Consider the following 21458-nt stretch of genomic DNA (forward strand, 5'->3'; position numbering starts at 1 on the left):
AATTTTAATATAATTTTTTCCATTGCTGATCAATATTTTGGGTTGTATCAATCGTGGTCAGATAATTCTTTTCATAATCTGTAAAAGGTTGAGCTTTTGCTTGTTGAGAGGTTAATAAATCTACCGTTGCGTCAGCAATATCTCCCTGACGGTGTTGCAAACGATCTTGTAAAATATCCATCGGTGCTGTACATTCAATAATTTGTAAGGGTAATTGATGAGTATTACAAGTTTCTATCACTTCTCCCCGTCGTTCTTGTTGATCATATTTGGCATCTAAAATTACCCAAAATCCTTGTTTTGCTAATAATAATCCTAACTCTAATAATCGTTTATAAGTCTTTTCTGTCATTTCTGGGGTATAGATTTCTTCTCCTCCTTTTTCATACAGGGGAACATTTGCTAAATGTTTTCGCACTGCATCAGAACGAATATGAATCGCATTTAATCGTTTTGATAATTTGCGGGCGGTTGTGCTTTTTCCAGACCCCGATAACCCGGACATCATCACCATTCCTCCTGAAGATCTGCGAGTATATTGCCATGCTAATTTATAATATTGAGTAGCTTCTTGTTTTGCTATTTCTTTTTGTTCTTCAGCAACGGCTGGATCATCTAAAATTAAAGAATTAACTTTGGCTCTAACATAAGCTTGACGAGTTAAATAAAAAGGTAATAATTGTAATCCTTCCCAATCTCCGGTTTGTTCAATATAAGTATTTAAAAATCGATTTCCTAAATCCGTCCGTCCTCGTCCTTCTAAATCCATGACCACAAAAGCGACATCATAAATCACATCCACAAAGCGAAATTCTTGATTAAATTCAATCCGATCAAACAGTAAAATTTTATCCTGATAAATACAAATATTTTTTAAATGCAAATCGCCATGACATTCTCGAATCCATCGGTTTTCAATCCGACTTTTAAAAATAGCGTCATGGGTTTCAAAAAAGTGATCTGTGTATTGTTTGGTTTGTTCATATTGTTCTTGAGTTTGACAACAGCCAATATATTTTTGTGTTTTTTGATAATTTCCATCAATGGAATGACGAATTTGAGCAATTTCTCCAAATTTGAGAATCTCATCATTCGTTGGACAACTTTGATGGAATTCAGCAACAACTTTTCCTAACTCTTCCATCTCGTTTGTTGTCAATTTATCCTGTGCAAATAAATTGATCAATAAATCTTCTTCTGGAAACTGACGCATTTTTAAAGCATATTCAACAGCAGAGTTTTGATTATCCCCGAATTGAAAGCGATCGCCGATTTCTATAATCGGTACAACCTCTAAATACAATTCTGGTGCTTGTTGCTGGTTCATTTGTAATTCTTGTTCACAAAAATAGCGCCGTTTCTCTAAAGTTGAATAATCTAAAAACCCAAAATCGACTATTTTTTTAAGTTTATACACATACTCACCCGTTAACACAATAAAAGAAATATGTGTTTGTAAGAGTTGAATCGGTTCTTGTACCGGATGAAGGTAAAAATCCGGTTCTAACATTTGTTGAATCAGTCGAGGAAGTGCAGAGTCAGTCATATCCATACCGGAAAGATAAAAATGAATTCAATCAAGCTGAGAACAAGTCATGGGTTTAGGGTTATTTTTATTATCTCTTGAGAAAAAGCCAATTCCAATCACTTGAAAATAAAAGTAACAAAAGATTTGATATGATCAACAATTGAATTGTTCAAGCCGTTTTATACAAAGAGTCAATGACAGAACCCAAACCCTTTAATGTCTTTGGTGTTGGAAATGCCCTCCTCGATATTTTGGCATTAGTTGAGGATAATTTTATTCAAACCCATGACCTCAACCGAGGATCAATGACCCTGATGGATACAATCAAACAGGGGAAATTATTACAACAATTGGAAACCCATCCCTTAGAATTACGTTGTGGAGGTTCCGCCGCTAATACCATGATGGCGATCGCCCAAAGTGGCGGGACGGGAATTTATTCGGGTAAAGTCAGTGCGGATACCAATGGCGAATTTTATCAACAGGATATGGTCGCGGCTGGAATTCAATTTGAAATTGAACCCGCCGACACCACCCAAGGGCCAACGGGAACCTGTTTAGTCTTAACAACCCCTGACGCAGAACGCACCATGTGTACTAATTTGGGGGTTTCTACAACTTTATCGGTTACGGATATCAATGTTGATCATTTGAGTCAGTGTCAATACAGTTATATTGAAGGCTATTTGTGGGATGCACCCCAACCTCGAAAAGCCAGTATTGAAACCATGGAACAGTCGAAACGCCTGGGGGTAAAAGTGGCGTTTACTTTCTCCGATATGTTTTTAGTTGAACGGTTTGGAGATGATTTCCGTAGCGTTTTAACAGAGTATTGTGATGTTTTATTTTGCAATGCAGATGAGGTGCGTCACTTCTGCGGTAACGAAGATTTAGAGGTTTGTGCCCGTCAGTTAGGAGAAAAAGTTAATCTAGTTTTCATTACCAATAGTAATAAAGGCTGTTTAGTTGTTGAAAACCAAAGTTTAATTCAGGTTCCAGGGTTCCCGGTTAAACCTGTTGATACCGTTGGGGCGGGAGATGCTTTTGCTGGTGGGGTATTATATGGACTCACCAATGGTTTAACCACCCCACAAGCCGCCCGTTGGGGAAATTATCTCGGTTCTCAAATCGTTCAAATTCATGGCCCCCGTTTAAGCGAATCTCAACAAGATAAATTAGCAACAATTATTAATTAGACTGCGAAGTGCGGGGTGCGGAGCGTAAGGTTTCAGGTGTCAGGCTTCAGATGTAGGGTTTCAATGATTTCTCCCTCTCCCCTGCTTCCCCTGCTTTCCCTACTTCCCCTGCTCCCCCAGTTCCCGATATTCTTAACCTTCGACGCTGCTTTCTTCCTCACCCCGTTCAGGATGAATAATACTAACAACGACTTGCTCTGCATCCCCTGTAGCTGTGACTCCCGCAGGTAAATTGAGTTCTCTAATGTGCAGGGCTTGACCTTGATGTAAACCTGTGACGTCCACATCAATGCGATCAGGAATGCTACCCGGTTCGCAGTCTACTTCCAATTCAGAAAGAACAACATCTAACAAACCGCCTTCTAATTTCACCCCAACCGCTTCACCAACGAAATGCAGAGGAATAGAAACGGTTAAACTATCTTGTTGAGCAACGGAGAAAAAGCTCAGGTGATAGGGAAATCCTTTCCAAGGATGTTTTTGAACTTCTCTGAGCAGGGTTTTACCACTCCAAGACAGTTCAGGAACGTTCAGTTGAATTAAAGTATGGTTAACAACATTCCGTTTGAGCAGGGTTTCTACAGTTTTCGCGGGAATCGTAATGTTAATAGATTCAGTACCTTGATGACCATACAGCACCGCCGGAACTAATCCTTGACGACGCAAAGCATTGGGTTTAGAGCCTTCTGGCCGTTTTTGACCTTCAATTGTAATTTCCATGACGTTGATTGCGCTTAGGGTTAAACACTTAAAATTTTTTAGCCAAACTCTGATTATACCAAAATCATGACGTTGTAGCTCAGATCTTGGATTTTGATTGCATAGATCATTCGGATATAAACACCATCTCCACGCCTAGGCACTAAACCATTGAACGTAGCATGGGTTGGCATCCCAAGCTACGTTTTAAAGAGAAGAAATATGACAACGAAAAGACTGGATACAATCCCTTCTAACCGCCAACGGTTACAGGTTGTCCGTCTGCATCTAATAACGCTCGTTTCGGCCCGTGAATCGGATCTTCAACAATAATCGTTTGATCTCGACTGGCTCCTAATGAAACAATCGCGATCGGAACTTTCATTAATTCCGCTAAAAATTTCAAATAACTTAAAGCTTCTTTGGGTAAATCTTCTAACTTGCGACAATCAGCCGTTGATTCTTTCCAACCGGGAACCGTTTCATAAATCGGTTGACACCGAGCAAAAGTTCTCGCACTACTAGGGAAATGTTCGCACCGTTCCCCATCAATATCATAGGCAACGCAAACTTTAATTTCCTCTAAGCCATCTAAAACATCTAATTTGGTAATGGCCAAACAATCTAAACCGTTGATTCTAACAGCATAACGGCCAATCACCGCATCAAACCAACCGCAACGCCGTTGACGTCCCGTTGTTGTTCCGAATTCAGCCCCGCGATCGCATAAAACCTGGCCAATGCCTTCCACCATCTCCGTCGGGAATGGCCCTTCACCCACACGAGTTGTATAAGCTTTCGCTACCCCAATTACCCGATCAATCATCGTCGGGCCAACTCCTGCCCCCACACAAGCCCCCCCTGCTACGGGGTTAGAGGAGGTCACATAGGGATAGGTTCCATGATCTAAATCTAATAGTGTCCCTTGCGCCCCTTCAAATAAAATATTCCGTCGAGCCTGCACTGCTGCGTCGATTTTCAGTGAAGCATCAACGACATGGGGACGCAACCGTTCTGCATATTCCAAATATTCCTTAATCACCGCTTCTGGGTCGAGAGGAGGATGATTATAAAGCTTTTCGAGGATAACGTTTTTATTGTTAATCGTCCAGCGCAACTGATCGGGCAAAGTCTCGGTTTCCATCAAATCAATGATGCGAATTCCCGTGCGTTCAGACTTATCGGCGTAAGTCGGGCCAATCCCCCGCTTCGTTGTCCCAATCTTTTGATCTCCCCGTTGCTCTTCCGATGCTTGATCCAAGAGGCGATGGTAAGGCATCGTTACATGAGCCGTCTGGGAAATCATTAAGTTTTTGGTGGAAATCTTCAGGGATTCGAGTTGATCCAGTTCTTCAATTAAAATTTTGGGATCAATCACGGTTCCTGAACCGATAATGCACTCGGTATCGGGATATAAAATGCCTGAAGGAATCAGGTGCAGTTTAAAGGTTTGATTGTCAACTACAACCGTATGACCTGCATTAACGCCACCTTGGTAGCGGACAACCACATCGGCTGAACCACTCAGCAGATCGGTGATTTTGCCTTTTCCTTCATCGCCCCACTGGGCACCGATAACAACTACGTTAGCCAAGAGAGTTTTCACTCCGACAGTTTACACAAATCTTAATTATCTGTTATTAAGGGAACTCTGTCAAATTAAGTTTTGTTAACTGTTTTGTCACCCTTGATTCTAATGCCCTCACTGACCCCTCTAGGATAGAGACCCCAAGGACACCTCTCTATCAGCGATCGCCGATTCCCCCCAGATCTCAGTTTTTGAGCAGAAAAATATTAAAAGAAGTAACACAAATCAATTTTATCTTAGATTTTTATCCAAAACTCTATTATAGCAAAAAAAAGATTTTTCAGCCCCAAACTCTAAAATAAGAATCTTCATAGAAATGCAGGTTTTAACCCCATGTTTTTTGAGGGTTGTGCTATCGTTAATGGTTAATATCAGGATCAGTTGATCAAGTGAGTCAATAAACCTTGAAACCGATCAGTGATAGCCATTGTTTTAACCTTTATTTAAGAGTTACTATGCCGTTACACGCTGAGTTACATCGCCATTTAGGGGGTTCTGTTGTACCGCGTATTCTGTGGCGGTATTTTGAACGTCATAACCCTCAGTTAACCCAAGGGTTTGTTGAATATGAACGGTTTGAAGATTTTTATACCAAACCCCGCAATACCTTAGATGAATATTTAGAACTGCATACAATGGTTGAAAGTGTGCAGACCGTTGAAACCCTGCCTTATTTTATTTATCGGTTGATGCGGGGTGCTTATACTTTTGAAAATTTGGCGTATTTAGAATTGCGCTATACACCTTATTTACGAACACCGGAACATCTCAACCAGTCCCAACGAATTGATTGTATGGCTGAAATTGTGGAAGTCGTGGGAAAAGCGAGTCAAAGTAGTGATACTCCCATTATTACCAGCCAAATTTTATGTATGCACACTCGACTTCCATTAGAAGTTAACCGGGCAATTATTGATTTAGCAGCACAAATACCTCAATATGTTTGTGCAATCGATATTGCTGGAGGGGATAATCATTATGCTGAACGGTTGGATGAGTTTATTAACTTGTACCAATATGCCTTATCCTTGGGATTAAAAACCACCGGACATTTATATGAAACCCCAGAAGGTTGTTATCCCGAATTATTGCCCTATTTAATGCGAATTGGTCATGGCATTCAAATTCCGTTATTACATCCTGAATTATTACCGGAATTAGCTCGACAACAGCAATGTTTAGAAGTTTGTCCCACGACCTATATTAAAACGGGTACTCTCAAGGATATTCAGCAACTAAAAATTGTCTTTGAACGCTGTTTTGATGCCGGAGTTGATATTGCCATTTGTACTGATAATGCCGGGTTACATAACGTGCGTTTACCCTTTGAATACGAGAATTTATTAACCCTTGATATTCTAGGGTTTGAAGAATTACAAGCCTGTCAACAAGCCGCCTTTCGTCATGCCTTTGCATGGCCCCATGAAAACCCCCCCGCACACATTCTCAATGGTTTATTAAAACCTGAACCTGCAATGGTTTAAATCATGGGAAACAGCGAGCAGTTGATTTATTCTCCTGTCTCCTGTCTCCTAACTTTTTAATAATTTCGGTTTTTTCGCTTTTTCTAATAGCGGTTTTAAACCCTGAGCAACTCGTTCCCCTAAAAGTTGATGTCCAGCAGCATTCGGATGAATAAAATCTTCCTGTCGGTATTATAGCCACTGGCAATACTATCTCCTAAAACAATAATTTTGTCTCCAACTCCCGCCTCAAGATTTTTAACTGTTTCAATAGCTTAAAAATTCTTAATAATTAATAAACAGTTACGTCCATCTTCACCCTGTTCATAACTTAAATAATCGGCAATATCGTACATTAATTTCAAACCCCTTCCCCCTCCCTTTATCTCCGTATTCCTTGAGGGATCATTCATCTCCTTGAGAATGTCTTTGATTTTATCAAGTAAATCAAAAGGTTCGCCAAAATCCCAAATCCGAATTTCAATTTGTTGTTCTAAAACAGTCACTTCTAAATCAATATATAGATCCTCAGAACGTCCTTTATGAGCATGACGAACTGCATTTGTAAATCCCTCTGCTAAAGCTAACTGACAGCGTATCCAAACAGATTGAGGAATAAAGGACTGATACAGTTGCTCAAACCATGACAAGACTTTAGTGAGGAACACTAAACTAGACGGAACTTGAAGTTGAGTCGTTTGGGGCAGTGGCAATGGTTTTGAATCCTCTTATTCAATCACAATTAAGTTTGACTGATTCCCTAAATCCTTAACTGCATTAGGGATTGAGAATGATAACAAGTGGGCTAACTTCATCATAATACAACAAAAGTTTGCACAGGAGGGCAGCTAATTTAACCTCAGAGGTAGCCAGTTCGTTACAGCGTTTTATCCCCCTCGAATAAGTCATTGCCTCTGGAGTCCTCCAATAGTTTACTGCATTTTTGAGTGGTTTTCTAGTCTTTCTGAACCGCGATTGTGCTAGATCAAGTAAAATATTGGAGATGGGATAACACAACCTGTGAAATTTCATAAAAATCAACCGCTAAAGGAGTGAAAACACACTCCTCGCTAATCAGGCTGAAAGCGCGTAGATCAGGGCTAATATGACATAAAATTACTTCTCTAACATGAAAAGGAATTAATCGTAACTTTTATGGGATGAACTTTATGAATCTTAAATATTAACTGAACAAAACCTTGAATTCCGTCAATTTCAAGTTCAGGCAATCCTCTAATTAGACTATACTCAAAGACAGCAAAGTCTTAACTTGGCCTTGATTACCCTCATCTGGTGTACCAACGTACCTCAACGCTCATGTTTAAAATTCTGGTTATCGATGATGATGTTGCCATTTTAGAACTTCTCAAAAGAACGCTGAAAAAACAGGGTTATGATGTTAGTGTGGCAAATAATGGTGAAGAAGGCATAGAACAGGCTAAACAGCTACGTCCAGCACTAATTATTTGTGATTGGATTATGCCCAAGTTAACGGGGATTGAGGTCTGTCGTCAAGTTAAAGCGACTTCAGAATTATCAACGACACAATTTTTCTTATTAACATCCCTCGGTTCAGTTTCAGATCGAGTCACGGGCTTAGATGCAGGCGCTGATGATTTTATTTCTAAACCTATTGAAATGAATGAACTCTATGCTAGAGTTCGAGCAGGATTAAGATTACATCAACTTAGCCAAGATTTACAAACCCAAAAACAACGGATCGAAGCCGAATTAGCAGAAGCCGCAGAATATGTGCGATCGCTCCTTCCTGAACCGTTAACTGAACCTGTAAAAATTGATACTAAATTTATTCCCTCTCGTCAATTAGGCGGAGATTCTTTTGACTATTATTGGTTAGATTCTGATCATTTATCGATTTATTTATTAGATACATCAGGACATGGCTTAAGAGCGGCTCTTCCCTCCGTTTCTGTTCTTAATTTACTCCGTTCTAGGGCTATTCCTAATATTGATTATTATCAACCCAGTAACGTTTTAAAAGCCTTAAACACCACCTTTCAGATGACCTATCAAAATGATAAATATTTTACAATTTGGTATGGTGTTTATGAGCTTTCAACTCGACAATTATTATATTCTAGTGCGGGTCATCCTCCCGCTATTTTATTAACAGGAAAAAATAAAAAAGATATTAAAATTGAACGCTTAAAAACACGAGGAATGCCTGTAGGAATGTTTTTAGAAGCAGAATATATGGATGCCACCCACAAAATAGAAGAATTTAGTAATCTTTATATTTTCAGTGATGGAGTTTATGAAATCAATCAACCTGATAATACAATGTTAGGCTTAGAAGGGCTAATTTCAATTTTAGTAGAATACAATGATTTACAAACAGATACTTTAGAAGAAGTTTTAAATACCGTTAAAAAAATTAATGCAAACAACCCCTTTGATGATGATTTTTCTTTGCTAAAAGTTACTTTTACTTAATCGGGTGAAATGGGGAAACATAAATCTGTTGAAATCCAGATTAAACTCCCCGTTTTCACCCTATCTTAGCTCCTGAATCACCAAAGATTAGCTTTTCAAAGATTCCAAAAATTTATCTTCGTTTTCAAAAATCTCAAATACCCGATCCATACTGGTGAGTTCAAATAAAATCCTAATTTGTTCATTAATAGAACAAACAAATAATTTACTCCCAGCCGCTCTAACCGTTTTCAGAGCTAAGACTAATGCACCCAAACCCGAACTATCCATAAATGTGACATCTTGGAAGTCAATTAATATTATTTTGGCTCCCTTCTCAACTAAAGCAGCAATATCTTGACGAAATGGACTAGCTTTAGTACCATCTAAAATCCCGTGAGGTTTAAGAATTTTAACATCAGAACTCATAGTGTTTTAGGGATGAAACCCTCCATAAGACTCGCCCGACTCAGTTAGTATAGCTTTGAGATGGACTCATAGCCAAATACATCCATTTAACCTGGGGAACAGGAAATTTAATCAGTACCCTGTCTGTTTCCGGGCTGCATTGATGATCCCGCAACCGTAAAGTTAATCAACCTTTCACCGGACTGACTTTAGCCCGATAAAGGAGTTTATTCCCTTCTCGATATCCCGTATATCGCACAATCACTTGCTCTCCGGGTTGAGCCGTTCCCTCCAGGAGTTGATGTAGATGCGGATCATAGGGAACTTGTGTGCCGACAGGTGCGATCGCGTCTACTCCCCATTGTCTCATAAGCTGTTCTACTGGACGCACAAAAGGTAATAATTTTACCGCCGGAAGTTGGAGGTTTTCTTGAACTCGATACACCACTGTTGGCCATTGCAATAACCACGACTCCAAAACGTGCAGACTTTCCCGTTTCCATTCTTCTAACAACGCAGAACGTTGCTGTTCCATCTGTGTTTGTAAGCGTTGATATTCTGATTCTAAATCTCCCCGAATTGGAGTTTCAGAAGGAACAGAACCTGGAGCAAATACGGCTAATAATTCGCTCAGAGAAATCTTTAAACCTTGACTAATTTTCAACAAAATACTAACCGGGGTTTGTAGCGCGAGTCCCCGTCGCAGTCGAATAATCTGCAACGGGGAAACCCCAGCAATTTGGCTTAATTCTTCTATACTTGAAACCCCCGCCCGTTGCATTAGTTCCTGTAACTGGGGGCTATAGTCCGGTAACGCAGATTCACTCATTTTGATTTTTAGTTCACGAGTTACACTGCCATTGATGGCCCTTTAGTTGCCTTGCAAATGAGCTTCTAAGAACCACAACCGCTTATCAATGGCGCGGGAAATTTCAGTGTACAAATCTGCTGTATCCGCATCGCCTAATGCACCTGTTTGATCAATGGCTTCTCGAACCATTTTCGCATACGGAGCATAGCGATCGGCTAAAGCCACCACATAATCTTTATCATTAGCCAAATCCAGGGGGAATTCTGGGATAATGGTATCTGCAATTGCCATGCGGGCTGTTCCCAGTGCCGTTCCTCCTAAAGCGGTTGCTCGTTCAGCAATCAGATCAATATATTCTTCTAATTCTGTAGCCATTTCATCAAACAATTCATGCAATTGATAAAAGTTAATTCCTTTGACATTCCAATGGGCTTGTTTGACTTGAGTTTTTAAATCTAATAATGAATCAAAACTTTACAATTATAGAAGAGATTGATCACAGTGTATCGAATTTCAAATTCTTCTAAATCTATCTCAAGCTAGATGCTTTTGCAGGACAGAACAGGGTGCTTTTCGGACATTACAGCGAATGGTTTCTAACCCTAATTTTGTACAAGCTTCATAGCGATGACATCCTGAAAATCCATAATATTGTCCGTCCACTTCTAACACATCAATCGGTTCCTGTAAGCCAATCTCTTGAATCGATTTCATTAAGGCTTCAACTTTTTTTGGGTCTGTTCCACGAGGCAGAGGACGACGAATCTGCTTGAGAGGAATGTCTTTAACCTGCATGAAGTTTATCCTCCTTTTCCTTTTTCCTTGTCTTTCTATATCATACTCATAATGACTTCAAGTTGCAACAACTCTAGTCCAAAACTTAAACATCAGGTTTCCGGCATTCACACAGACGAGGAAGAAAAGGAGGGCAAGGGGATGAGGGGATAGGGGGACAGGGGGAAGAAATAATTTATTCCCTATTGGCTATTACTTTGGTTTAACAGTCAACAGACTTGACAACAGACCTATTAACCATCGATAACAGACAATCAAAGACTGATTTTTAACTCATGACAACGGACAATCGACAAAAAAGAATCGCAATATTTGATAGTGGTGTCGGAGGATTAACGGTTTTAAGGGAACTCTACCGTCAACTCCCCAATGAATCCGTTCTTTACTTTGGAGATACGGCGCGGTTGCCTTATGGAACCCGCTCACGAGAGGAAATCTTGCAGTTTGTCCGTCCCATTATTCTGTGGGCGATGCAACAGGATGCCAAAATGATTCTCATGGCTTGTAACACCAGTTCCGCCCTCGCCTTAGAAACGGTTCAAGATGAATTTGATATCCCCATCCTAGGATTAATTCTTCCGGGTGCTCAAGCCGCCGTGCGACAGGGTAAACGAATTGGGGTGATTGCTACTCCCGCAACAGCCGCGAGTAATGCCTATCGTCACGCGATTCAGGAAACAGATTCTTCTGTTCAAGTTTGGCAAGTGGGGTGTCCAGAGTTTGTTCCCTTAATTGAACAAAACCGGATTCATGATCCTTATACCCATCAAGTGGCACGGGACTATTTAACCCCCTTAATTCAGCAGCAAATTGATACCCTGATCTATGGCTGTACTCATTATCCCCATTTAGCTCCTGTCTTGCGTTCTATCCTTCCGGTTCACGTTCAACTTGTTGACCCGGCGGTGTCTTTAGTTAAAGCTGCGGCTAAAGAATTAGAACTGTTAGGACTGCGGAATACTCACTCTCCCAAACCCACTCGCTTTTGCGTCAGTGGTTGTCCTCAACAGTTTGCTTCTATTTCGGTTCAGTGGTTAGGGTTTACTCCCCTGGTAGAAGCGACTACGTTACCCACGATGGAACCCGTCAATAGTACCCCTATGGCGGTCAGTGATGGTATTACCCCATCATTAACCTGATATTTAGCAACAATACCCACTCAGCTTGTCTCAAACTGGGTGGGTCTGTTTTTCATTTTCCATTTCCATTGCATCATTTCAGAATTCTTGATTACTTGAGCCAGTAATTTGGGAAAACTGATTTAAGATAGATTTTTAAGATCTCAATCGAGAGATATTTGTTGTATACTTAGCGAGGGCTAAGAGCAAATAAATCATTAAAACATAGCCCGTTGCCAAAAGCGGGATGATTAAAGGCATATCATTATAAAACATAGGAGCCAGCCACAAGAATTAGGAGAAGGAGCGCACAGGAGTTTAATATCCGCTACATAAGGTCAACACGCAAAGCCAGGGTCTAGCTTTTATGACCTACTACTAAAAATTTCTATGGGAAATTCTCATCCCCTGGAAATATTGCTCACACTTAACTCCGCCAGAAGATTCCCTATGAAAAACCCTAGAGTTTTCTCAGAAAACCCTAAATAGAGACTCCTCTAACCGATGTCATGGATAAGTCCACCGACTGGAATCCGCTTGCGAACTCTTAAAAAAAGTTCTAACGGCTATCCGAAAGCCAATGAAACAATCAGGTGGCGATTGATTATCCTTAATCCCATCGCTAGACCCGTTTCCCTTAATGTGTAGAATTATTGGTTAAACTCTTAATGTTAAGATAACACAAAAATTAGAAAACAGGAGCATTTCAGGAAATTTTTTTTTTGCTTTGGGGTGGCTTACCCAACCGGGAGACAACACCTAGCTAGAGGGGATGGGAAATAGCCAGAAGTAACCTCTCTCAACAGTTAGACAGAAGTGTTAAAATCCCTATCCATTCTGGATTAGGGTCTATTTACGTCGAAATTTCCAGACTCCTGTTTCAACTTAAATGCGATCCCCTGAACCGAAACAGATTAAAATTAGACTATAATATGTAAAATTTTGTTAACTCAACGCCTGAGTTGGCTAATCCATGACATCGCAAACTCTTCTATTTTCGCCAGTTGAAGCAGACCTGCGGCAGTTGACCGATAACTTAAAACAACTTGTCGGTGCACGACATCCGATTTTGTATGCAGCCGCAGAACACCTGTTTAGTGTCAAAGGGAAACGGGTACGTCCTGCGATTGTCCTGTTGATTTCCCGAACCACAATGCCCGATCAAAATATTACCCTCAAGCATCGGAGGTTAGCAGAAATCACAGAAATGATCCATACGGCCAGTCTTGTCCATGATGATGTGGTGGACGATGCTGAAATGCGTCGGGGAGTGCCAACGGTTCATAGCTTATTCAATAACCGAGTTGCGGTTTTAGCCGGAGATTTCCTATTTGCTCAATCTTCTTGGTATTTAGCCAATTTGGATAACTTGGAAGTTGTCAAATTACTCTCCCAAGTAATTATGGATTTAGCAGAGGGAGAAATCCAACAAGGTTTGAATCGATTTGATACGGGATTATCAATTGAAGCCTACTTAGAAAAAAGTTATTATAAAACTGCTTCTTTGATTGCCAATAGTTCTAAAGCAGCAGGTGTTTTAAGTGGGGTTTCAACCCAACAGGCAGAAGATTTATATAACTATGGTCGCCATATTGGTTTAGCCTTCCAAATTGTCGATGATATTTTGGACTTTACTGGTGTCACCGAGGAATTAGGAAAACCAGCCGCTTCTGATCTCAAAAGTGGAAATTTAACCGCACCGACCCTCTATGCTTTAGAAGAAAAACCGTCTTTGGAAGCTTTAATCGAGCGAGAATTTGCTCAGGAAGGAGATTTAGAACAAGCTTTAACCTTAATCAAAGATAGCTCAGGCATTCAACGTTCTAGGGAATTAGCATCTGATCATGCTCAACAAGCCGTCAAGTACATCGAATCTTTTCAAGTCTGTGAATCTCGACAGGTATTAATCGATTTAGCCGATTATGTTTTGAGCCGGCTTTATTAACGGCAAAGTTGACAGTGTACAGACGCACCATGGTGCGTCTCTACTGACAGTTGACAGTTGACTGTTTTCAACTAATAATTGATAACTGATGATGCGGATACTTGATAACTGATAACGACTTTAAGCAATATTTGGTGGAATTTTACGGGATTTAGACTGACGACGTTGTTGATAGTCTTGGAGATAAATTTGTACTAATTCTTGAATTTCACTGCGTTTGATTTCGGTAGCCGACTGAAAATTTTTAGGAATTTCAAAGAAATATAAACTATCAGGCATTTCTAAGACAACCATTTGGAATAGAATATGAGTAACGGGTAACGGAATCGCTACAAGTTGAGAACCGGAATCAGGATTCCCATAACTTAACGCATCTTCTAAAGTGGAAAACGCATAAATAACTCTTTTTTTGAGTTTGGGTTGATCTACATTAATAAACGGTTGTATCACCCAACTTTGATCTAAAGTTTGTAAAATATAATATTCGGGATGTTGCAATTGTTCTGCTAATAGTTTTAGCGCAGGTGAAATCGCTTCAACAACCTGGGGAGTTGTTCCATCTTGAGGTGCTTTATCAATTAAAGTTTGAATTTGTTGATCTAAATTCATAGGTGTTGGTTGTTGACTGTTGACTGTATTCTTTCCCACATCTCCCAATGAACAGGCAAGATGCCTGTTCCACAATAGTAAACCATCCGGAAATCCAAGACTGATTCTGGAATCATTGTGTTAGGGTCATTGTAGTAACTAGACATCATGGGGGAAATCTGCCAAAGCGAAACCATTTTCCAAAGGCTATTGAGAGAACTGAATCAATCCACTCGTGCTTCTGAACAAAACTGTCGGGATGTTGCAGAACGAATTACCGAAGAAGCCACCCGTATTTGTACAGAAAGCAAACGGATTCAAGACTCAGGGGATATAGAAACTTGGGCCATGACTTTAGCTCAACACCGTTTACAGCAATGTATTCAATATTATAAGCTAGGGTCAAAACAAGGGCCGTTGGAGTTACATAGTACCTTGAGCGCGATTGTTTATCGATATATTACTCCTCCTCAAGTGCAATCGAGTTACCAAGCTCGATTGGAATTAATTAAGGATTTTTTACAAGCCTTTTATTTAGAAACCTTGAATGCCTTTCGTAAAGAAGCGCAGTTAGCTGCCACCTACCGTCCTCGGACACTCTTGGAACTTGCGGAATATATGGCATTTACGGAACGCTACGGTAAACGGCGAATTCCTTTAGCCCGGGGTCGGAGTCAGCAATTGATTATACTCAGAGCGCAAACCTTCTCTCAACAACAGCCTAAAGAAAGTTTTGTTGATTTAGAACAAGCCGCTGAGGGGTCAGGTTCCGAATCTGATACCACCTGGAATGATTCCTCACTCCAGCAAGTCCGAGCCGCAATGGTAACAGAGTCCAACGAATCAGAGTCCGATTCTCTCCGTCAAACGGTAGTAGAGGAACTGATGGCTTATTTAGAAGAACACAAACAACAAGATTGTGCCGACTATTTTGCCTTGCGGTTACAGGATTTACCCACTCGTGAAATTGAGAAAATCCTAGGATTAACATCCCGTCAGCGTGATTATTTACAGCAACGATTTAAGTATCATCTGCTTCGATTTGCTTTAGGACATCGTTGGGAATTAGTTCACCAATGGTTAGAAGCAGATTTAGAACGAGATTTAGGGTTATTGCCTCATCAATGGCAAGAATTCTTAACTCAAATTGGTTCGGAGCAGGAGAGTTTGTTAAGGTTAAAACAACAAGGATTGTCTGATGCGGAAATTGCCAAAAGTTTAAATTGCAAAGAAGCTCAGATTCAAAAACGTTGGTTTAAATTGTTAGAGTTGGCTTGGGAAATCAGGAATCGTTCAGTATCCGGAGCAGGGGCATCCAGTGATGAATAACGAAGCAAACCGAGATAATCAATGCTGTGAGCGTCGATTCTTTGACTGGTTGTTGCAACAGCCAACGACATCTTTATCTCATCAGGCTCAGGATGGATTAAACTCCCATCCCATTCCTGATGAGACTTCTGGAGTTGAAAACTTAGAGGGGGAGGAATTAGACCCCCTCGATTCTGAAGAGATGGACGTTTTCGACCCCAACAGTCAACGATTCACACTGGGAGATATACCGATTGTGAAAAACCGATTTGAGACCGTTTTGAGAGAAAGACTCAAACCCACGATTCAACTGAACCCGCCCTTGTTTCCTTGGGAACCCGTCGGCACTGATTTGCAGCATGAATATCCAGACGCATTCAGGGAAGAACCGGTTCCTCTGTCTAATCTTTGGGTTGCTCATCGACAGCAATTGAGATGGTCAGTTCCTCTACCAGAGTGGGTTTTTGATCAATTATTGGTTCCTTGTCAAAAAGTGGTTCACTCTGCTTTGCAGCAAGGTGCTAAATTAGTTCAGGTGGTGGAAACGTTATTTCCTAATGAATCCCAACCTCTGAATGAATTGGCAGGTTATGTGATTCTAGGGCGTTTACGAAGTTATACCGATTTAACCGAGTCTCAGCCTTGTTATGAAACTGCAACCCCTGAGCAACAAATGGTGTTGTTATTATTAGCAGCGCAGGAAATTCTTCAGGCTTTGACTCTCAATTGTGGTTTGAATCAAGCTCCTGTTCACCAAGAGTGGTTAACGACTTTAGGAGAATTGACCCTTGAGGTGGAATATGTTCAAACCGAGTATGGATCTAGTTTGAAAATTCTGGGTCAACTTCCAGCCGGAGGGCGGTTGCAACTGTTAGATGACACGAGATCAGCAACAGCGCAACGGGAATCTCCCGGATATTTGAAACTGGAACTAATAGACCCGGAACCGAACCGAATTTATCGACTTCATGTTTTATTTCATAGTGACGAGCAAAATCCCCTCTGTTTTGCAATTTGCCCCCAACCTTGGATTGAATAAGGAGCAACCCATAAGCTAAATTTAGTCTGTCAGTTTAGGTGATCTTAAGTTAAAGTAGTTTAAGGTTTCAACCCTTTAACCTTTAAGCTTAAACGATGACACCCTCAATCCCTTTTTTTAGTCAATTATGGCGACGGATTGAAGCAGCACCCAAGCCAGTACCGGAGGATTCCCTGTGGCTACGGGTGTTAGTTCAATTGTTAGTGATTGCGGGGATTGTGGCAACGGATGTTGCTATTGAGGAACCCCTGAATTTATGGGCAATTCCTGTAAGTATCCTGGGGGCAACCTGGAGTTGGTTTCGTCGCCGCCATCGCAATGTGCCGATTAAATTTTGTATTGCGATTGGAATGTTAGTTGCCCTGGCTGCATTTTTTGGGCGACTATTTGGGGAAATGAATGATACGCGGTTAGCGTTAGCCAGATTATTAATTGAATTACAGGTTTTACATAGTTTTGATTTACCCCGTCGCAAAGATTTGGGGTATTCGATGGTGATTGGGTTGATTTTATTGGGAGTCGCAGGGACGCTTAGTCAAACGATGGCGTTTGCGCCTGTGGTGTTAGTATTTTTGGGGTTGGCTTTACCGACGTTAATTTTAGATTATCGCTCTCGGTTAGGGTTAGGAGATATTGAATTTAAGTCGAAAAAAACATCACAGCAACCGGGTAGTCAGGTAAATTTTAAGTTTGTTGGAATTCTTTTTTTAGTCGTAGTTGCTTTAGGATTAATTATTTTTACCGCTCTTCCTCGGTTCCCAGGATATCAGTTAAGAACATTTCCGGTGAGTTCTCCGATTAAAATGCCACCGGGACAATTTGATGGCAGACAAATTTTAAATCCAGGTTATGTGTCTTCAGGAAAAGATCAGAATAATAATTCCGGTGGGGGTGGTACTGGATTAAATCAGGAAACAGGAGCCGGAACGCTAAACGATACGTTTTATTATGGATTTAATACGAAAATTAATCAGAATTTACGCGGAGCATTAAAGCCTCAAGACGTTCTACGAGTGCGCTCACAAGCGAGGGGATTTTGGCGAGTCGTGGCTTTTGATCGCTATACCGGACAAGGATGGGAAATTTCTCGTAATGATAGAACAATTCCTTTAAGGCGTTCGATTTGGTCGTATCAGTTTAATTTGTTTCCGTTAATCACTCAAGCAAAAATGCAAGAAGTGGTTCAGAGTTATACCGTACTGCAACAACTTCCGAGTTTAATTCCGGCGATGGATAAGCCAAAAGAAATCTATTTTCCCACTGAGGAAATCGCTGTTGATCCTGATGGGAATTTACGCTCACCTTTGGAACTCCGAGAGGGAATGACTTACACAGTGGTTTCTCAAGTTCCCTATCGTAACCGCAATCAATTACAACAAGCATCAACGAACTATCCCAAAACTATCAAAAAATATTATTTACAAGTTCCTGAAGAAATCGAGGAGAAAGTCAGGAAAAAAACAGAAGAAATCTTAGCCAGCGTCAATCAAGTCGCCCAAAATAAGAAACCTTTAGATTCAACCTATGAAAAAGTTTTATATTTAGCACAATATCTTAAACAAAACCCCAATTATAAATTACAAAAGGAACCTCCATTTCTAAAGAAAAATGAAGATTTAGTTGCAGCGTTTTTATTTGGGTATCAAGATAGTCCTCCAGGAGAAAAAATCACCGGAGGCTACCCCGATCATTTTTCTACGGTTCTAACAATAATGTTACGTTCTATCGGAATTCCAGCGCGACTGGTCGCCGGGTTTAACCCTGGGGAGTTTAATTATTTTACGGGGTTATACGTTGTGAAAAATACTGATGCTTTTGCGATGACAGAGGTATATTTCCCTAACTATGGTTGGTTTGCATTTAATCCCATTCCGGGGATGGATTTAATTCCCCCTTCGGTGGAAGAAGACCAAACTTTTAGTGCCTTAAAAGCGTTTTGGAGTTGGGTGGCGGGTTGGCTACCTTCTCCGGTTGTGAATGGGTTACAAGCGATTTTAGGAACGATAATTTTAGGAATACTTCAAGGAATTCGTTGGTTTTTTAGTTTATTTACCCAGGGAGGGTTAGGGATTTTTAGTGGATTAATTATTACCACTGTGATTGCATTTTTCGGGTGGTTAAGTTGGGATATTTGGCAGGGTTGGAGCTATCGTCGTTGGTTGGCGAAACTCCCTCCTGAAGAAAGTCTTTACCAACAACTCTTAGCGGTTTTAGCCAGTAAAGGTTATCCGAAACATCCTGCACAAACCCCGTTAGAATATGCGTCTTGGTTACAGCAATATCATTCAATTGCGGAAGCTGAAGTTATTGATGAATTGTCTCAAGGCTATATTGGTTGGCGTTATGGTGGAAAACCGCTTAATCTTGAGCAAATGCGAGAGTTATTGATGAATTTAAAAAGAGCATATTGGAGACGGCTCAACCATCGAAGTTGGCTTAAATACATAAAACGATGATTTTGTCAAGATCAACTTATTGCAGATCAAAATAGTCTCTGAAAATTTGGTATCACACTTCAAGGTAAATTCAGGAATGTAATATTATGATTACACGAAAAATCAGGATTTTAGACCTATGATTTTTAATAAAGCTATACTTACCCAGATTATTTTTTTTGTATTATAGCACCAAACGGCGTAATTGCGTCAATAGTTGCAAATAGCTTGCAATAACCTCTTGACAAAATTTGCCCCAAAATTGAGATAAACTTTTAAAATTTAAAACAATAACTCTTTTGCAATAAAGTAAGCTTATGTTAAGTTCCCTACCCCAGACAAGATAGGCTATGAGTCTCTACTAAAATTCCGATAAAATAACAACCAACAATCTGCAAGTGTGAGGAACAATGGTGATGAAGCGAATAGTAGTAACGGGATTAATCAGTAGTTTTCTCTGGGGTTTACCCGTTCAAGCACAACCGACAACAGCTAATCCCTATAACTTATTGCAATATAGTCAACTGAAAATTGGCATGACCTATGATCAAGTCAAAACGATTTTAGGGTCAGAAGGACAACAAGATCGGGGGTTTACAAACAATCAGAACCCTAATTCCCCCGTAATTTATCATTGGATTAATGGAAATGGTTCAGCAATTAGTATTGTTTTTGATGCCGATAAAAAAGTAATCAAATTAGCGTCTTATAATTTAAGCCATCCCGAACATTTACAAGTAACAAAAGCTGAAGACGGAACGTTACAAAATTTATCCCAAAGTACCATTCTGATTGATCAATATAATCAAATTAAATTAGGAATGGCTTATGATGAAGTCGTTAAAATCATGGGTAGTGAAGGCAAAAAAGATGAAGAAATCAATCATTCTCCCCAGAACTTATCAGACCATCGTTATCATTGGTTAAATCCCAATGGTTCTCGAATTACCGTAATCTTTGATCAAAATCAAAACGTTACCTCGGTTTTGACCCAAAATTTAGACAACTATACAATTGGACAACTCGCACCCCCGAACCATCCAGAAGGGCCAACCTTAGCAACCCGTGAACAGTATTATCAATTGCGATTAGGAATGACCTATGAACAGGTGAAAGTGATTATGGGGAGTGAAGGAACCGTGAATACAGGCTTTAATCCCGAATTAGCAGAGAATTTTAAGGCGGCTTATGAATGGATGAACCCTGATGGAACCGGAATTAAAATCATTATGAGTGCTGAAGATCAAGTTTTAAGTATTTATAGTTATGGGATGGGTGTGGGACTGCGATAAGTTGCGACCGCTCCCATGCCAGAACCGTAACAAATTTTAAGAAAGTTTACATAAAACCGGAAAAGGTTGACAACAGCATAAACTGAACTGTGATTTGAGTAAACTTCCAAATCCGGGCTTTTTAGCTAGGGGATCAGCGAGTTTTTCTATTGAACTTTGCGCCTAAATTGGGGGTAAAGGAAATGGTAGAATACACTTTGCTACTCATTCTGCCTGAAAATATCAAATTCTTGTAAATGCTGTTTATGTCAGTTGGGAGAAGAGCGTTGATGAAACGATTGAGTCGCCTGTTGGCTGTGTTAGTTTTAATAGTGGGTTGTCTAGGATGGACTGGACATCAAAGTGCTTTAGCTGCAAACTTAAACGTGATGCAGTATGGAGTTACTTCTCCGATCTTAGCAACGGAAACGCCTCGGAGAAATCGTGTTGATGACAAGATGGCTAAGGTTCGCAATAAATTGGACTTAAATAATAGCGATCTGCGAGATTTTCGTCAATACAAAGGAATGTTTCCCAAGTTAGGGTCACTGATTATTCTGAATGCACCCTATGATTCCGTTGAGGATGTGTTGAAAATATCTGGTTTGACAGAACAACAAAAAGAAATTCTGCAACAGAATTTAGAGAACTTTACCGTGACTCCTCCTGAGTCTGTGTTTATCGAAGGTGACCAACGGTTAAATGTTGGGGCTTACGACTAAGCCATTTTTGGGATTCAGTGTCAGAATGTACGGATTATGTTAACGAGATTAAAAAAAGTTAACATAATCTCTAACGTCAGTTTAATCCGTTTAAATCTGTTATGGTTCTGG

18 protein-coding genes and 1 pseudogene are annotated in these 21458 nt (G+C 40.2%); 10 read left to right on the forward strand and 9 right to left on the reverse strand.

Going from position 1 to position 21458, the window contains the following annotated elements:
* Positions 1–4: 4 nt before the first annotated feature.
* A complete protein-coding gene (locus PL9214_RS06355) occupies positions 5–1546 on the reverse strand; it encodes a bifunctional aminoglycoside phosphotransferase/ATP-binding protein (RefSeq protein ID WP_072718686.1) in 1542 nt (513 codons plus the stop codon).
* A gap of 176 nt (positions 1547–1722) precedes the next feature.
* On the opposite strand from PL9214_RS06355, the gene PL9214_RS06360 reads away from it, so the two are divergent.
* Complete coding sequence (locus PL9214_RS06360; RefSeq protein ID WP_072717967.1) at positions 1723–2724, forward strand: adenosine kinase; 1002 nt, start codon at positions 1723–1725, stop codon at positions 2722–2724.
* A 132-nt stretch (positions 2725–2856) separates the two neighbouring features.
* Here PL9214_RS06360 and PL9214_RS06365 read toward each other — a convergent pair whose 3' ends face one another.
* Together PL9214_RS06365 and PL9214_RS06370 are read right to left on the reverse strand one after the other, a co-directional pair.
* Entirely contained in the window at positions 2857–3444 is a 588-nt protein-coding gene (locus PL9214_RS06365; RefSeq protein ID WP_072717968.1) for a 50S ribosomal protein L25/general stress protein Ctc, read from the reverse strand.
* Between the two features lie 232 nt (positions 3445–3676).
* On the reverse strand, positions 3677–5017 hold the full coding sequence (locus PL9214_RS06370) for an adenylosuccinate synthase (protein ID WP_072717969.1): 1341 nt from the start codon (positions 5015–5017) through the stop codon (positions 3677–3679).
* Positions 5018–5466: 449 nt separating this feature from the next.
* Here PL9214_RS06370 and PL9214_RS06375 point away from each other — a divergent pair, with 449 nt between their 5' ends.
* Positions 5467–6495: an adenosine deaminase gene (locus PL9214_RS06375; RefSeq protein ID WP_072717970.1), complete on the forward strand. Its 1029-nt coding sequence runs from the start codon at positions 5467–5469 to the stop codon at positions 6493–6495.
* Positions 6496–6749: 254 nt separating this feature from the next.
* Here the strand turns inward: PL9214_RS06375 and PL9214_RS06380 are convergent, their stop codons facing one another.
* On the reverse strand, positions 6750–7187 hold the full coding sequence (locus PL9214_RS06380) for an ATP-binding protein (RefSeq protein WP_072717971.1): 438 nt from the start codon (positions 7185–7187) through the stop codon (positions 6750–6752).
* Between the two features lie 604 nt (positions 7188–7791).
* On the opposite strand from PL9214_RS06380, the gene PL9214_RS06385 reads away from it, so the two are divergent.
* A complete protein-coding gene (locus tag PL9214_RS06385; RefSeq protein ID WP_072717972.1) occupies positions 7792–8928 on the forward strand; it encodes a PP2C family protein-serine/threonine phosphatase in 1137 nt (378 codons plus the stop codon).
* 87 nt (positions 8929–9015) lie between these two features.
* Here the strand turns inward: PL9214_RS06385 and PL9214_RS06390 are convergent, their stop codons facing one another.
* From PL9214_RS06390 to PL9214_RS06405, 4 genes and pseudogenes are all read right to left on the reverse strand, one after another.
* Positions 9016–9336, reverse strand: coding sequence for an STAS domain-containing protein (locus PL9214_RS06390; RefSeq protein ID WP_072717973.1), 321 nt, complete (start codon positions 9334–9336; stop codon positions 9016–9018).
* 166 nt (positions 9337–9502) lie between these two features.
* Entirely contained in the window at positions 9503–10144 is a 642-nt protein-coding gene (locus tag PL9214_RS06395; protein ID WP_072717974.1) for a helix-turn-helix domain-containing protein, read from the reverse strand.
* 42 nt (positions 10145–10186) lie between these two features.
* Positions 10187–10576 (reverse strand): annotated as a pseudogene (gene dps, locus PL9214_RS06400) (DNA starvation/stationary phase protection protein Dps); the annotation flags it as partial.
* Between the two features lie 84 nt (positions 10577–10660).
* A complete protein-coding gene (locus PL9214_RS06405) occupies positions 10661–10921 on the reverse strand; it encodes a ParB N-terminal domain-containing protein (protein ID WP_072717975.1) in 261 nt (86 codons plus the stop codon).
* A 275-nt stretch (positions 10922–11196) separates the two neighbouring features.
* Between PL9214_RS06405 and murI the strand changes: the two genes are divergently transcribed.
* Positions 11197–12060, forward strand: coding sequence for a glutamate racemase (murI, locus tag PL9214_RS06410; RefSeq protein ID WP_072717976.1), 864 nt, complete (start codon positions 11197–11199; stop codon positions 12058–12060).
* A gap of 952 nt (positions 12061–13012) precedes the next feature.
* A complete protein-coding gene (gene sds / locus PL9214_RS06415; RefSeq protein ID WP_072717977.1) occupies positions 13013–13984 on the forward strand; it encodes a solanesyl diphosphate synthase in 972 nt (323 codons plus the stop codon).
* A gap of 120 nt (positions 13985–14104) precedes the next feature.
* On the opposite strand, the gene PL9214_RS06420 is transcribed toward sds, so the two are convergent.
* Positions 14105–14593, reverse strand: a complete 489-nt coding sequence (locus PL9214_RS06420) for a hypothetical protein (RefSeq protein WP_072718687.1) — start codon at positions 14591–14593, stop codon at positions 14105–14107.
* Positions 14594–14740: 147 nt separating this feature from the next.
* Between PL9214_RS06420 and hetZ the strand changes: the two genes are divergently transcribed.
* The 5 genes from hetZ (at position 14741) to psbU (ending at position 21347) form a co-directional block, all read left to right on the forward strand.
* Positions 14741–15901: a heterocyst differentiation protein HetZ gene (gene hetZ, locus PL9214_RS06425; RefSeq protein WP_072717978.1), complete on the forward strand. Its 1161-nt coding sequence runs from the start codon at positions 14741–14743 to the stop codon at positions 15899–15901.
* Positions 15894–16919: a hypothetical protein gene (locus tag PL9214_RS06430; RefSeq protein WP_072717979.1), complete on the forward strand. Its 1026-nt coding sequence runs from the start codon at positions 15894–15896 to the stop codon at positions 16917–16919. Before hetZ ends, PL9214_RS06430 begins: the two co-directional genes overlap by 8 nt.
* A 95-nt stretch (positions 16920–17014) precedes the next feature.
* The gene (locus PL9214_RS06435; RefSeq protein ID WP_072717980.1) at positions 17015–19375 is read left to right on the forward strand and encodes a transglutaminase TgpA family protein; all 2361 of its coding nucleotides are present in this window, start codon (positions 17015–17017) and stop codon (positions 19373–19375) included.
* A gap of 395 nt (positions 19376–19770) precedes the next feature.
* On the forward strand, positions 19771–20646 hold the full coding sequence (locus PL9214_RS06440; protein ID WP_139294978.1) for a hypothetical protein: 876 nt from the start codon (positions 19771–19773) through the stop codon (positions 20644–20646).
* Positions 20647–20915: 269 nt separating this feature from the next.
* Positions 20916–21347: a photosystem II complex extrinsic protein PsbU gene (gene psbU, locus PL9214_RS06445; RefSeq protein ID WP_072717982.1), complete on the forward strand. Its 432-nt coding sequence runs from the start codon at positions 20916–20918 to the stop codon at positions 21345–21347.
* The last annotated feature ends 111 nt before the right edge of the window (positions 21348–21458 follow it).

Source organism: Planktothrix tepida PCC 9214 (assembly GCF_900009145.1).
GTDB classification, from domain to species: Bacteria; Cyanobacteriota; Cyanobacteriia; order Cyanobacteriales; family Microcoleaceae; genus Planktothrix; species Planktothrix tepida.

Coding starts and splice junctions, on each gene's coding strand:
- hetZ (WP_072717978.1), top strand. CDS start 14,741: ATGGGGGAAATCTGCCAAAGCGAAACCATTTTCCAAAGGCTATTGAGA.
- PL9214_RS06360 (WP_072717967.1), top strand. CDS start 1,723: ATGACAGAACCCAAACCCTTTAATGTCTTTGGTGTTGGAAATGCCCTC.
- PL9214_RS06395 (WP_072717974.1), bottom strand. CDS start 10,144: ATGAGTGAATCTGCGTTACCGGACTATAGCCCCCAGTTACAGGAACTA.
- PL9214_RS06430 (WP_072717979.1), top strand. CDS start 15,894: ATGAATAACGAAGCAAACCGAGATAATCAATGCTGTGAGCGTCGATTC.
- psbU (WP_072717982.1), top strand. CDS start 20,916: ATGAAACGATTGAGTCGCCTGTTGGCTGTGTTAGTTTTAATAGTGGGT.
- PL9214_RS06435 (WP_072717980.1), top strand. CDS start 17,015: ATGACACCCTCAATCCCTTTTTTTAGTCAATTATGGCGACGGATTGAA.
- PL9214_RS06375 (WP_072717970.1), top strand. CDS start 5,467: ATGCCGTTACACGCTGAGTTACATCGCCATTTAGGGGGTTCTGTTGTA.
- PL9214_RS06420 (WP_072718687.1), bottom strand. CDS start 14,593: ATGAATTTAGATCAACAAATTCAAACTTTAATTGATAAAGCACCTCAA.
- PL9214_RS06385 (WP_072717972.1), top strand. CDS start 7,792: ATGTTTAAAATTCTGGTTATCGATGATGATGTTGCCATTTTAGAACTT.
- PL9214_RS06365 (WP_072717968.1), bottom strand. CDS start 3,444: ATGGAAATTACAATTGAAGGTCAAAAACGGCCAGAAGGCTCTAAACCC.
- PL9214_RS06390 (WP_072717973.1), bottom strand. CDS start 9,336: ATGAGTTCTGATGTTAAAATTCTTAAACCTCACGGGATTTTAGATGGT.
- PL9214_RS06440 (WP_139294978.1), top strand. CDS start 19,771: ATGAAGCGAATAGTAGTAACGGGATTAATCAGTAGTTTTCTCTGGGGT.
- PL9214_RS06405 (WP_072717975.1), bottom strand. CDS start 10,921: ATGCAGGTTAAAGACATTCCTCTCAAGCAGATTCGTCGTCCTCTGCCT.
- sds (WP_072717977.1), top strand. CDS start 13,013: ATGACATCGCAAACTCTTCTATTTTCGCCAGTTGAAGCAGACCTGCGG.
- PL9214_RS06355 (WP_072718686.1), bottom strand. CDS start 1,546: ATGACTGACTCTGCACTTCCTCGACTGATTCAACAAATGTTAGAACCG.
- murI (WP_072717976.1), top strand. CDS start 11,197: ATGACAACGGACAATCGACAAAAAAGAATCGCAATATTTGATAGTGGT.